This is a genomic window from Sphingorhabdus sp. (assembly GCF_044239045.1).
Lineage (GTDB): Bacteria > Pseudomonadota > Alphaproteobacteria > Sphingomonadales > Sphingomonadaceae > Sphingorhabdus_B.
The window spans coordinates 37,376-52,048 of record NZ_JBIICD010000014.1; the positions used below are offsets into that span (position 1 = coordinate 37,376).

A 14,673-nucleotide genomic window follows, 5' to 3' on the forward strand; every position below is an offset into this window, starting at 1 on the left:
TACAGTGAGACATATTCGATCTTGGTTTAGATCGACAAAGCATTGTCGCAAGGTACGTAAGCTACTTTTATTGCTGTGCTGGGCAACTTGGGTCGATCCCAACTTCTCTATATAGGAAACTTGAGAGCGGTCGTTTTTACGCAGGCTGTATGTGCCCTTTTGTTGCGCACGACGAACCAGGGTGCCGCAAATCAAACGCAAGGATTGCGATAGCTATTCCCCAATAAAAATGCCCGAAAACCGGGTAGGCTTTCGGGCAATATTTTGCGGCACCGTATTCTCAAGGGCTGGGAAAAGGCAAATCGATAAAGACGGTAACCCGCTTTAGCGAAAATTATAACCCGCCGGGACCGCAGTCCTTTTTAAGATAATCGAGCAATTTCGAATAAAGCGTTGTCTGATGATCGAACATTAATGTGCTGGAGAAGTGGTCTGCTCCCTCGAGTGTCACATACTGAGCGTTAGTTTTGCCTGCTTTTTCCATCGCTGCTTTATAATCAGTCATGTGATAATATAGCACACGTCGGTCTTGCCTTGGGTGGATCATCAACAAGGGAATATTAGACTTTTCAACATCCTTAATAGGATTGATACCAATCATACCCCGCCTCTTTGACCAATCATCCAAAGCCTTTGGCGATGAAGGATTACGTCTACCGAAATATTGTTTTTCTGGATCCGCAACGGCTGCACCAGCAATGGCGCATTGATAGATGTTGTTATCTCGCTGAGTGGCGACAAGTGCAGCATAGCCACCATAAGACCAACCAAACATGGCCATCCGGTTTTTGTCGACCAAACCTTCCTTTACAAGGTACATCGCGCCATCATCTTTATCGTCTTGCATAGCCAGGCCGTGCTGACCGTAAGCGGAGTCAAAATGTTCCTGACCCCAGCCCACCGACATCCGGTACTGAGGCTGCAAGACCATATAACCGGCGTTTGCAAGGAACTGCCCCCATTCGTCATAGCCGATGACTTCGTTCACCTGCGGTCCGCCGTGCGGGACCACGACCAATGGAAAAGGACCTTTGCCCTTCGGCACAGTAATGTAGGCTGGTATCATTTTCCCGTCGCGTGCAGGGTATCGAAAAAACTCGACCTTGTTCAAATCTGCCGATCGTACAGACGGATTTCTACTAGCCAGCTTAACAGCCTTACCGTCCTTAACTAACCAATAAGATCCGGGGTCCTTGGGGCCACTATTGTAAGCAACGATGATTTTGCCATCTCGCGAACGGCTAGTAATCCGGATTTGATGCGCGTTTTGGATCTTTAGTTCAAGATCATCGTAAAGCGCCTTTTCTTCCATATCGAACCAGTGACGTTCATATTTCGCACCGGAATAGATCGCAGCGACAATGTTGTTATTGCCCGCCCAACGCATCGAGTGACGTTGCACGCCAATAACATCCGCATCAGGGTTGGAATAGATTTTTTTACCGACTTTTCCTGTAGTGAAATCGAACTCGTACAACCCGACTTTGTCTTCACCACGAGTATCAGTAATATAGCCCTTTGTTGGATCGCTACCATTGACACCTGCAAATCCAGTGAGGCCACTCAAAACACGATATAGATTTTTGTGCTCGTTCAGATCATACCGTTCACCGAATTCTTTCCATGCACTGTCACCTGGCGCACGATAGTAGTCAACCTGCTGAAAGCCATCGAGGCCCGATGTGAAACGCGGGTTGCCATCATCATCAAAATCTGCCGTCGGATATTTTTCGTTACCTCTCAACACTAGTGACTTCGTGCCTGTTTCAAGGTTAAACCTGAAATATGATCTGGGACGAAATGCCTGAAATGGGTCAACACCAGTAGCGTCTGCCACCGCGTTACCTTCGGCTATAAGGACATCATCGGGTTCCTTCGGCAGCACTGATACCAAACGGAAAGACCCATCGATGTTAGAAAACTTATTCTTTTCGAGATTATACGCAAATGATTTGTAGCTACGCACGTCTTCTTCAGGACCAGTTACCGATTTGCGGACAACCTTCCAAGCTGAACCATATATGTGCTTGTCGCTCACCCAGCTCGCAGAAATCATCTCCATCGGATTAGAGTTCAAGCGTTTGATTGGTTTTGATAAATCGCTGGTATCGTAAATCTCAAGGATGTTCGTACCTAAATTGCCACCCTCGATCTTTAGCAACAAGATGTGCTTTCCATCTGGTGACAATTCTAGCGTGCCGACTGCATCACGCTGGCCCCAAACGCTAATGGGTACTGATGGGGTACCGTTTCCTACCTCCGTTTTGGGGGCAGTTACAACGATCGTTGCTTGCGCCATCGCGGTTGATGATATGCCCAGCGACAAAACTCCAACACTGACGGCGAGGGAAAACGATCCATATCTTTTCATGTTTGTACTACTCTCATTTCAAATTTTTGTTGTCTAAAAAAAAAGCGGCCTCGCGATATTGCAAGGCCGCTTTCTATAATCCTTAAACCACCGTGTGTTTCCTAGAACTTCTTTTCTACAGAGAAAAAGAATTCACGGCCGTTATAATCATAACCGTTTCCGATTGCGGTGTTAGCGATTGCAAATACTTCGTTGCTATCAACCATTGGTGGGTTCCGATCAAAGATGTTCGAAATACCGGCACGAAGCACTAAGCCGCTAGCAGCGTCACGATACCGGACCGAAGCAGTGTGCGTGAAGTACTTGTTGGCAAAGCCGACATCGCGGCAGAAATACCCATCGCCAGATACAGCGCCGCTTCCGTTACCAAGGCATGTGTCACCAACGAACCCAGTCGCAACACCTTCAGCGTTTCTTCCAAATGCGCTAGACAATGGATCGATACCATCGGCCTGCTGCTCGACGGGACCTGTATACTCAACCTGCCATGTGAACCGGAACTTTTCGATATCAGCAGTAAAGCTCGTTTGACCAGTCCATTTTGGCAAACCAAATTCACCGGCATCATCATCGTAAGTGGCGTCACCATTATCATCGATAAACGTGGTGCTGCGCTCAATCAAATGGTTGGCACGAACATTTAGCCCTAGATCAATGTTCGTTCCCAAAAATTGAACTTCCTTACCAAAATCAACATTGAAATCTATGCCGCGGACAGATTCGCTATTGAGATTGATAAAGCCTGATGAGACCTTTTTAACAAGGAACCGTTCCGATTGAAGGCTGCTTGCCGTGATACGTTCACAAAATGGACTGCGCTTTCCATCCTGACGCGTGTAACAATCGTTCAAAATGAACTGAGAGGATGGTTCTACAACTGCCCCCTTGACCTTGATATCAAAATAGCTGGCGCCAAGCGCAACACGGAAACCAGAGCCAATCGTCTGCTCAAAGGCAACACCTGCCGTTATTGCGGTAGATGTTTCTTCGTTCAGGTCAAGACTTCCGCCTGACAAGATTTCTGAACTTGATTGTTGGATTGTAGTTCCAAGAACGGGGTCAAAACCAACTTTTGTTGGATCACGTCCCTCGCGCAAACAATTTTCAAGTGTGGTCTTTTCACGATCATCCAAGGCAGCACTATAACTACCTGCGACAATCGAAGCCTCGGTCACCGCACAAGGATCGAACAGAGTTGAAAATCCAGACTGCCCAGCAAGGAAGTTTTCGCGCAAATTTGGCGCACGGAACGAAGTGCCATAGCTAAATTTGAACGCAATTGGATCAAACGGACGCCAACGGCCCTTAACCGAGTAAGTTCCTGCACTACCGTAATATTCCTCGTCCGTGAAACGACCGGAGAGATTTAGCGACAGTTCACGCACCAAAAATTCGTCCGCTTTCAGCGGCAGGCTAACCTCACCAAAGGCCTCCTTGATAACTTTACTGCCTACTGCACCGCGGTCGGCAAAGAATCCGAAGAACAAACCATTGGACGCAACAAGCGACGGCGTAGAATTGATCTTGTCCTTCCGATACTCGGCACCCACACCCACAGTTACGTCGCCAGCTGGCAACGAGAACAGACTGCCGCCAACAAAGCCCGACAGCACCAGTTGCTCATAAGTTGTGTTGAACTCGCGCACCCCAAACAGATAATCACGTTCAGCTTGTGTGGCAAAGTTACCGATTGGGGCATTGAGAAGGCTAGCAGCAAACATGTTCACAGGCACACAACCCTGTGTCAGATCGGCCATTGCCCCGCTTGGATTACGCAAGCCTGCTGCGCTACAGGGCGCCGCTAAAGATTGAGAACTAATACCACGGATCCCTCCCGTGAACAGATTTGGGTTGTAATCATCAGCAATGCCATCGCCATTGTTATCAAAAACACGATCTCCATTGTAATCAGCGGTAGGATCTAGGCCAAGAGCGAACGCCAACTTGTCCTCACGTATACCGTAGCGTGTCGATTTACCTATAGCTTTTGAATATACGCCTGATGCTTCAAAATCCCAGCCAGATCCCAAGAACGGCAAATCACCTTTTACACCCAAAACACCCCGATATTGCTCTTGGATGGTCGAAAAATTATTTCTATCCCCTACCACAGCAACAATCGGCTGAACGGACAAATCCCAGTTAGTTGAAAGGCGTGTTCCAAACGCTGCGTTCTGTGCAGCGCGACAATCTACACCACCAACGGCCAATCGATTACAAGGATTGAACGGGTTCGTCGCTGGTACAGCAGGAAATAGCTGGGGTGCACCAGTATTATCTGCCTCAGCCTCGTTACGGCTATAATTAAACTCGAAAAACGGCGTTATATTAGCATCACCTTCAAAGGTATATTCACCAACAGCCATGACGTTGAGAAGTCGGCGACCGTTCTGGAAAACCTGATTTTCGTTTGCGCCATTAGTGTTAACGTCCTGAAAATCAACGTCAACTATACCATCCCTGTTGGAATCAATGTCCCTGCCGCCAAAGGAATTTTCGTTATAATTGGGAATTCTGGTGTTACCAACACCTGGTGTATAATAGACGCTTCCATAGTTAGTTTGGTCAATGAAAATACGACCAGAAATACCGTCCACTTTACATTCATTTACAGATACTCTTAAGCCGGGCGTACGGGCGCCCACAAGCGCATTAGAAGCAACGTCCATTGTCCGCGGGTTGCCATATTGATCAATTTCATAATGCTTATTGCAACCACGGAAGAACGCCCGATCTTTTAGACGGACTGTAGCGGTCTTGGCATATTCAACACCTACACCAAAGAAGCCCCTGTCGTTATTGACGCCCCATGATCCGCTAATCGTATAATCTTCACCCGCGCCTTGTGGGTTGATGTTGCCGTTAGCGCGCAGTGTCAGGCCGTCAAAATTCTTCCGCAGAATGACGTTTACAACACCTGCCATAGCATCCGAGCCATAAACCGACGATGCGCCATCAAGCAGTAAGTCATAACGATCAACCAATGATGAAGGGATTAAGTTAAGCGATGGGCTCGTTGGCGCGCCCTCGACACCTGCAGGCGCCATGCGGCGGCCATTGATGAGCAGTAGCGTGCGGTCAGCGCCAAGGCCACGCAGGCTCAGGGTTTGAGAGCCAGGGCCATTATCAAGAACGAAGCCATTAAATGTCCCGTCGATCTGTTGGCCAGCGGCCGCTTCTGACTTCTGCAACAGCGAGGCTGCTTCGAACTCACCGGTATCCTCAGCCTCGTCATTTGTGATAACTTGAAGTGGGGAAATGCTGGTAAATGTAGTTTGACGGAGGCGCGAACCGGTTACAACGATACCGGCTTTTTCTTCTTCTTCTGCGCTCTCAGTTTTAGTTTGGTCGACGACGACAACCTCTTCCTCTGCAGGCTTTTCTTCGGCCGTGGTTTGCGCCAAAACCGGCGAAGCAGCACTCATCAATAGGCTGATTGTCGAGCCCGCGACCAATAATTGAAACTTCTTCATAGTAAATCCCCCCGCTACAAATGGTAGCAATTGTAAACTTGTGTATTATGCAAATGTAACTTGATATTTCAAGGGGCTTTTAAAAAACCATTGCTAAAGCGAAATACTGTGACAAATCAGCAACTATATATTGTGTGTGGCATTTTGAATGTGGCCGCGATGAGATTGATGCTCATGCTTTTTCGCGCGTGCTTTTGTGTGCTGCGCTAGGTGGCAGAATAGGCATCGGCAAAGAGTAGCTTCGGAGGTATCCTCAATGTGCTGGAGATATTAGATCCAGAAGCGGCTAGAGCGGTCACCTAACAAAGTCAGCAGTTCATATTGCGAGAGGCCCGTCAGCTCTGAAGCTGTAACAAGGTCATAATCAACATTGACCCAGTCACCTTCGCGCAATGCGGGCGCTGCATTCAGATCCAACGTCACAAGGTCCATCGACACGCGGCCGATAACGGGTAGCTCAAGTCCATCAACCCATGCCCTGCCCTTAGCCGAAAAAGCGCGCATATATCCGTCGGCATAGCCCATTGATATCGTACCCACGCGGGTCTCTTTGGAGCAGACATGGGTCGCATTGTAACCGACCATGGCGCCTGCGGGTAAGTCTCGTACCTGAAGAAGCCGCGCCGAGAGCCGGACTACTGGCTTGATCCACTCGGCCATTTCAGGGCGCGCAATGCCACCATAAAGGCTCAATCCCGGGCGCGTCAGGTCAAAATGATACGCTGCGCCCAACATTATACCTGCGCTATTGGCGAAGCTGTATCGTTGCGCCCGAATATGCGATCGCGCTTCTGCAAAAATTTCGAGTTGGCGGGCATTTTGTGCGACATCTTCGTCAGCCGACGCCAGATGCGACAATAAAATATCGATATCTAGGTCAGCCAATATGCCGGTTTGATCAGGCGCAACGCCCAAGCGATTAATACCGCTATCCAGCATGACATGGCACCGCCAGCCGCCTGCACTGCGCCAGTTGGAAACTTGTTCAGGGGTGTTCAGCACTGGAATGGCGCCCAATGCCTGCGCTGCGGGAATATCGGCTTGCGCAATACCGTTCAGCACCGATATCCAACTGGGCGGCACCAAATCGGCAATAAATTCTGCTTCAGCCCAATGGGCCACGAAAAAATCACGGCACCCTGCGTCACGCAAACGTGTAACAACCTCGCGGGCGCCCAAGCCATAGCCATTAGCTTTTACGGCAGCCCCTGCCCGCGCATCGCCGCTACGCGCATCTAGTGCACGCCAGTTAGAAACAAGCGCCTCTCCGTCATGGTGAAGGCGCAAGGAGGGCTCAAATTCAGTCATCGACCGCCTTTTGCCCCTGTATCACTGACTGTCAATCCAGCTCCGTTTTTCCGGATGTTTCCGGCAGCCAAATCAATGCTACAACAAATGCCAGTGCCGTAACCCCAACGGTATACCAAAGCCCCGAGAAAGGCTGCCCTGTCTGCGCCACGATATATTGCGAAATATAGGGCAGAAATCCGCCAAAATATCCTGCGCCAATGTGGTAAGGAATGGACATGGATGTGTATCTAATTTTAGCCGGAAACATTTCCACAAGGATTGCCGCGACTTGGCCATAGGTCATGCCCGACAACGTCACCATTAAGAACACCGCCAAGATGATTTTCCAAGGCTCGCGCTGCGCGGGGTCAGATTTATCCGGATAACCCGCCTTTTCTAGCGCGGCGATATAGGCTTTTTCATCAAAACCTTGCAGATTGGCATCACCGACGTTCAATGACACGGTGTCGCTCGCTTCTTTGCTATACGCAATGCCGCGCTTCGTTAGGAAATTCAGCGCCTGCGCACATTCGCTTTCATGTACGCGGTTGAGCGCGTTGAAATCACAATCGGGAATGGAAAGCGTGACCGGGTTGGTCTGTGTGGCGCGCGCAAGGGCTGGATTTGCGGCATCCGCCATCATCCAGAAAATCGGGAATACGCCAATGATGGAAAGGCCATAGCCAAGCAAAAGCAACCTTTTGCGGCCCCATTTATCCGACAGCCATCCGCAAGCCACATAAGTTGGCGCGGCCAACGCTGCTCCCACCGCCATATACATAAGCGCATCAGTCTCTGGAACACGCGCGGTCCCCGTCAAGAAATACAATGTGCCGAATTGCGATGTGTAATAAATGACCGTCAATCCCGCAGCGACGCCGAATAATGCAACGAAGATACGGCCCACATTGCCCGGATATTGGAAGCTTTCCAGAAATGGATTTTTGGACGTCGTGCCCGCGGCCTTCATCGCCTTGAAAACGGGGCTTTCCGACAATTTAACGCGCATGTAGAGGGAAATTGCGAGCAGAAAAATTGAGGTCAAGAACGGTACGCGCCAGCCCCATGCCTCAAACGCCTCGGTGCTCATGGACTGGCGTGTGATCAATACGACAATCACCGCGAGCAGAAATCCGCCGGCGACCGATGCCTGAATCCAACTGGTATATTGGCCGCGTTTGCCATCTGGCGCATGTTCGGCAACATAAATCGCCGCCCCGCCATATTCGCCGCCAAGCGCTAGGCCCTGAAGACAGCGCATAAGCAAAAGCAAGCCAGCCGCCCAAACCCCCGCCGTTTCAAACGTTGGCAACAACCCAATTGCGGCGGTTGCGACGCCCATTAGCGTAATCGTCACAAGAAACGTATATTTCCGGCCAATCTTGTCACCAAAATAGCCGAACAGGATGGCGCCAAACGGCCGCACGCCAAAGCCTGCACCAAAGATCGCCAGCGATGCCAAAGTCGCGGCGGTTGGATTGTCGGCAGGGAAAAACAGCTTCCCGATTAACGCCGCCAATATGCCATAGACGAAAAAGTCATACCATTCGAAAACGGTGCCAAGCGACGATGCTGTAATGACCAAGCGATCGCGTTTTGGATCCAGTACGACTTCAGTTTCGGCAGCTTTCGCCATGACGTTCCCCTAAAAACCCTCTGCGCATGTTTTAATACCAATGACAGTACTTACAAGCCGGTTCACTCCATCTCTAATATCACCGCGTCGACGGCTAGGCTGTCCCCGGCCTGCGCATTAACCAGCTTTACGGTGCCGGATTTTTCCGCGCGCAATATGTTTTCCATCTTCATTGCTTCGACAACTGCAAGCGGTTGGCCCGCTTCAACCGTGTCACCGACGTTGACATGTAAAGTCGTGAGCAGGCCGGGCATCGGGCAAATGAGGAATTTGGATAAATCTGGCGGAATTTTTTCGATCATGTGCGTTGCCAGATGGGCAATGTGGCCGGGCAATACGCGTGCGACATGCGTTGCGCCGCGTGTCGTCAGATGAAATCCAGTGCGCTTTTTGGCGATCTTTACCGCCAATTCATCGTCCCCAATCTCGGCTTCAATCAACCGATCACCGAGATCATATTCCATCGAAAGGTCAAAAGGCGTGCCGTCAACGTGCATATCACCATCGATCATTTCGATGTTGTGGACAGCGTCGCCAATCTTAACTTGCCAGCGCGCAGGTGGATTAAGTGTATCGCCCAGCTGACCGTCAACATGACGCGCGCGGTCGGCCTCAGCGGTCGCAACAAAGCCGGCAATCGCAGCGAGTGATTTGACCAGCTCGGGCGTTGATGCCGCACCATGGAAACCGTCAGGATATTCCTCTGCGATGAAGCCTGTCGTCAGTTCGCCTGAACGGAAGCGCGGATGCTGCATGATGGCGCTGACGAAATCAATATTATGGCCAAGCCCCTCAATTTCGAAGCGATCAAGCGCCGCGATCTGTAAGTCGGCGGCTTCATCGCGGGTTTTACCCCAAGTGATGAGCTTGGCGATCATGGGATCGTAGAACATGGAAACTTCGCCGCCATCATAGACGCCGTCATCTACGCGGATACCCTCGACCCCGCGACGGCCATTGGCATCGTCGTCCTCGGTCCAACCCGTCACGGGCGGACGATATCTCGTCAAGCGTCCCGTGCTGGGCAAGAAGCCGCGATAGGGGTCTTCGGCATAAACGCGGTTTTCAATCGCCCAGCCGTCGATTTTGATATCGTCCTGCGTCATGGCAAGCTTCTCACCCGCAGCGACACGGATCATTTGTTCAACCAGATCGATGCCCGTGATGCATTCGGTTACCGGATGCTCCACCTGCAACCGCGTGTTCATTTCGAGGAAATAGAAGCTCTCGCCACTGGGGTCCGCACCCGATACGATGAGTTCGACAGTCCCTGCAGAATAATAGCCAACTGCGCGGGACAGCGCCACGCATTGCTCACCCATCGCTTTGCGCATTTTCGGTGTGACGAAGGGTGAAGGTGCTTCTTCGACCACTTTTTGATGCCGCCGCTGGATCGAACATTCGCGTTCATTCAAATACAAAATGTTGCCATGCTGGTCGCCCAATATCTGAATTTCGATATGGCGTGGGTTGAGGATGAATTTTTCAATAAACACGCGATCATCGCCGAATGAATTCAATCCCTCGCGTTTGGTCGCTTCAAAACCTTCGCGGACATCTTGCTCATTATAGGCAAGCCGCATCCCCTTGCCGCCACCACCGGCGCTGGCCTTCATCATCACTGGATAGCCGATTTCTTCCGAAATCCTTACCGCATGTTCGGTGTCATCAATCTCGCCGACAAAGCCGGGAACAACGTTTACGCCCGCCGACATCGCCAGTTTCTTGGACTCAATCTTGTCGCCCATTGCGGCAATCGCGTTCACTGGCGGTCCAATGAAAGCGATATTTTCCTTGGCCAGTGCCTCAGCAAAGCTGGTGCGCTCGGACAGGAAACCGTAGCCGGGATGTACCGCCTCTGCGCCTGTTTGCTTGCACGCAGCAATGATCTTGTCTGCGATCAAATAAGACTGCGCAGCAGGCGAAGGCCCGATGTGCACCGCCTCATCAGCCATCTGCACAAATGGCGCCCGCGCGTCAGCATCGGAATAGACAGCAACCGTGGCAATCCCCATCCGGCGCGCGGTTTTGATGATCCGGCATGCGATCTCGCCACGGTTGGCGATCAGGATTTTTTTGAACATATAACTCCCCCAAAACCGTCACCCTGAACTCGGTTCAGGGTCAATCGTGCCACGCAGACCGACAGTTGTTGCTGCAAAATGGATGCTGAAACAAGTTCAGCATGACGAGAATTCGAGCTCACTCCGCCGCCTCCAACGCCTTACATGCCCGAAGCGGTTCCTCTGCTTCCATTGGGCGCAAACCCAACTTTGCTAGCATTGCTGCGTCCTTATCGTCGCCAGCATTAGCCGCAGTAAGTAACTTGTCGCCCGTAAAAATGCTGTTTGCGCCGGCCATGAAGCATAAAGCCTGCGTCGCTTCCGACATGCTCTCACGCCCCGCGCTTAAGCGCACCATGCTCATTGGCATAGTGATACGCGCCACGGCAATCGTGCGAACGAATTCGATATCGTCGATTTTCGCCAGCGGCGTATCGGCGAGCATATCTCCCAATACGGTGCCCTTTACCGGCACCAGAGCGTTGACCGGCACGCTTTCTGGATGCTGTGGCAAAGTTGCCAAGGTGTGGATGAAGCCTACACGGTCGGCGCGCGTCTCTCCCATGCCGACAATGCCGCCGCTGCAGACGTTGATGCCCGCACGGCGGACTTCGGCCAGCGTGTCGAGCCGGTCGTCCATGGTCCGCGTGGTAATGATCTCATTATAGCGCTCGGGCGAGGTATCGATATTATGGTTGTAATAATCCAAGCCAGCGTCGGCGAGCATGTCCGCTTGACTGGGGGTCAACATACCCAGGGTCATGCAGGTTTCCATACCCATCGCCCGCACGCCCTGAACGATTTGCACAATTGCAGGCATGTCGCGGTCCTTGGGGTTACGCCATGCAGCCCCCATACAGAAGCGGCGTGAGCCAGCATCTGCAGCTTCAGCCGCCTTTTGCAACACCGCTTGGACATCCATCAACTTGGTTGCCTCAACGCCGCTGTCAGCCTTCACGGACTGCGAACAATAGCCGCAATCTTCTGGGCAACCACCGGTTTTGATGCTTAGCAATGTGCAAAGCTGTATCTGCCCCGCCGCATGATGCGCACGGTGCACGGTCTGCGCCTGATATACCAATTCGTCGAACGGTAGGTCGAATAAAGTAGCAATTTCTGAACGGCTCCAGTCGGTGCGAACAGTCACGTTGCATCTCCCAAAGGCGGCATATTATGCCCCAATAACGTCAAAACATCGGCGGCACACTCAACGACATTGCTGCCGGGGCCGTAAATGCCCTGCACCCCTGCCTCCCGCAGAAAATCATAATCTTGGGGTGGTATAACACCGCCGGCAATCACCTTGATGTCGCCGCGCCCGGCTTCACGTAGACCTCTCACAAGCTCGGGTATCAACGTCTTATGACCGGCGGCAAGGCTGGATGCGCCGACGGCATCTACGTCATGCTGTAACGCCAGAACGACGGTTTCTTCGGGTGTTTGGAACAATGGTCCGCTGATCACGTCAAAGCCCATATCGGAAAAAGCAGACGCGATTACATTGGCACCACGATCATGCCCATCTTGTCCCATTTTTGCGACTAACAGCTTTGGTTTGCGACCCAAGCGGCGTCCCACCGAAGCCACGCCATCCAAGACTTGAGCCCAACGTTTGTCGAATTCATGGGCACTGCCATAAATGCCCTGAACGGGCACTGGGGTTGTGGCGTAGCGCCCAAATACGGCTTCCATCGCGTCCGAAATTTCACCCAATGTGGCACGGGCGCGGGCTGCCTCTACGGCAAGTGCGAGGAGGTTCGTTCCGCCTTTAGCCCCTTCCGTCAAAGCCATCAAAGCCGCCTGACACGCTGCCTCATCACGGGCGGCACGGGTGGCGGCAAGACGGGCAATTTGCCCTTGGCGGACGAAGTCATTGTCTACTTCCAGCGTGTCGAGTTGCTCTTCGGTGGCGAGCTTATATGTGTTGACGCCAACGATGACGTCTTCGCCTTTGTCGACGCGCGCTTGCCGTGCGGCGGCGGCTTCTTCGATCAGGCGCTTTGGCATTCCCGAAGCTACGGCCTTGGTCATGCCGCCAAGCGCGTCTACCTCGCCGATAATTTTCCACGCTTGGTCGACCAATTCAGCCGTGAGCGCTTCGACATAATAAGAACCACCCAAGGGATCTACGACCTTCGTAATGCCGCTTTCTTCGGCCAACACAATTTGTGTGTTGCGGGCAATGCGTGCCGAAAAGTCGGTCGGTAGCGCAATGGCCTCATCCAGCGCATTGGTGTGCAAAGACTGGGTGCCACCCAAGGTCGCGGCCATCGCTTCAATCGTTGTGCGGATGACGTTGTTATACGGATCCTGCTCCTGCAACGAAACGCCCGACGTTTGGCAATGGGTGCGCAGCATCTTGGAGCGTTCGTCTTGTGCGCCAAGCTCATCCATCACGCGGTGCCACAAGGTCCGCGCGGCCCTTAGCTTCGATACTTCCATGAAGAAGTTCATGCCGATGCCGAAGAAGAAGGACAACCGACCGGCAAAAGCGTCAATGTCCAAGCCCGAGGCGATAGCGCGCTGCACATATTCCTTGCCATCAGCAATAGTGAAGGCAAGTTCCTGTACCGCTGTCGCGCCAGCCTCATGCATATGATAGCCGGAGATGGATATGCTGTTAAACTTGGGCATATGCGCGCTGGTATAAGCGATGATGTCCGACACGATCCGCATCGATGGTTCGGGCGGATAAATGTAAGTGTTGCGGACCATGAATTCTTTGAGAATGTCGTTCTGAATAGTGCCGTCCAATTGCGCTTGGTCGACGCCTTGTTCTTCGCCAGCCACAATGAAAAACGCGAGTATTGGAATGACTGCGCCGTTCATCGTCATCGACACAGACATTTGATCGAGCGGAATGCCGTCGAACAATATTTTCATTTCCTCAACGCTATCAATCGCAACGCCAGCCTTGCCGACATCGCCGACAACGCGCGGATGGTCACTGTCATACCCCCGGTGCGTGGCAAGGTCGAAGGCTACCGATAGGCCCTTTTGTCCAGCGGCAAGATTGCGACGGTAAAATGCATTGGATTCTTCTGCAGTCGAAAAGCCCGCATATTGGCGGATGGTCCATGGTCGGCCAGCATACATCGACGCCCGTACACCACGCGTAAAGGGTGCAAAACCCGGAAGACCAGGATCGCCAGCATCATCCGCCGTATAAAGCGGCTTCACAGCGATGCCCTCTGGCGTGTGCCAAGTCAGGTCCCTGCCCTTGACCTCTTTTTCAGCCGCTTTTTTCCACTGGTCGATATTCGTCATAAAACTTCCATTCATTAATCGGTCACCCTGAACTCGTTTCAGGGTCCATTTTGCCACTCACTTCTTCGGCCAGAGTGGCATGATGGATGCTGCACAAGTTCAGCATGACGATTGGGGTTAATGCGCGGTCAGTGCGCTCCTACACCCACCTCCATAATTTCGGTCAAAACACCCTGCATGTCCTTGGGATGCACAAAGAATATCAGCGTCCCATGCGCACCAATCCGTGGTTCACCCAGCACGCGTTTGCCCATCACTTCAAATTCGGCCTTTGCGGCATAGATATCGGCCACTTCGTAACAGACATGATGCTGCCCACCCGCTGGATTTTTCTCAAGAAATGCCGCGATTGAGGCATTGCCCGGCAGCGGTTCGATCAATTCAATCTGCGTACCGTTCATCGCGCCATCCGCGCCGGGTGTATCGACAAAGCAGACCTTCACCCCCTGATCCGGCAAGTCGAACGGCGCATGAATTTTCGTCGCGCCCATGACATCGCGGTAAAAGACGATGCTATCCGCGATAGAAGGCGTTGCAACGCCAATATGGTTGAGGCGGCCGAGTTTCATGCTT

General features: G+C 52.0%; 8 protein-coding genes. All 8 read right to left on the reverse strand.

The annotated features are described in order from the left end of the window. Positions 1-334: 334 nt before the first annotated feature. The gene (locus ACILP4_RS07135; protein WP_395620049.1) at positions 335-2,371 is read right to left on the reverse strand and encodes an alpha/beta hydrolase family protein; all 2,037 of its coding nucleotides are present in this window, start codon (positions 2,369-2,371) and stop codon (positions 335-337) included. 101 nt (positions 2,372-2,472) lie between these two features. Next, positions 2,473-5,844, reverse strand: coding sequence for a TonB-dependent receptor domain-containing protein (locus ACILP4_RS07140; RefSeq protein WP_395620050.1), 3,372 nt, complete (start codon positions 5,842-5,844; stop codon positions 2,473-2,475). Between the two features lie 270 nt (positions 5,845-6,114). Then, positions 6,115-7,152, reverse strand: coding sequence for an alanine racemase (gene alr / locus ACILP4_RS07145; RefSeq protein ID WP_395620051.1), 1,038 nt, complete (start codon positions 7,150-7,152; stop codon positions 6,115-6,117). 31 nt (positions 7,153-7,183) lie between these two features. Continuing rightward, a complete protein-coding gene (locus ACILP4_RS07150; RefSeq protein ID WP_395620052.1) occupies positions 7,184-8,770 on the reverse strand; it encodes an MFS transporter in 1,587 nt (528 codons plus the stop codon). Positions 8,771-8,832: 62 nt separating this feature from the next. After that, the gene (locus ACILP4_RS07155; protein WP_395620053.1) at positions 8,833-10,854 is read right to left on the reverse strand and encodes a biotin carboxylase N-terminal domain-containing protein; all 2,022 of its coding nucleotides are present in this window, start codon (positions 10,852-10,854) and stop codon (positions 8,833-8,835) included. A gap of 118 nt (positions 10,855-10,972) precedes the next feature. Next, positions 10,973-11,980 carry a biotin synthase BioB gene (gene bioB, locus ACILP4_RS07160; RefSeq protein ID WP_395620054.1) on the reverse strand — a complete coding sequence of 336 codons (1,008 nt, stop codon included), beginning with the start codon at positions 11,978-11,980 and terminating at the stop codon, positions 10,973-10,975. After that, on the reverse strand, positions 11,977-14,100 hold the full coding sequence (gene scpA / locus ACILP4_RS07165; protein WP_395620055.1) for a methylmalonyl-CoA mutase: 2,124 nt from the start codon (positions 14,098-14,100) through the stop codon (positions 11,977-11,979). The genes bioB and scpA overlap by 4 nt, the downstream gene beginning before the upstream one ends. Before the next feature lie 128 nt (positions 14,101-14,228). Then, entirely contained in the window at positions 14,229-14,669 is a 441-nt protein-coding gene (mce, locus tag ACILP4_RS07170; protein WP_395620056.1) for a methylmalonyl-CoA epimerase, read from the reverse strand. Positions 14,670-14,673: the final 4 nt, after the last annotated feature.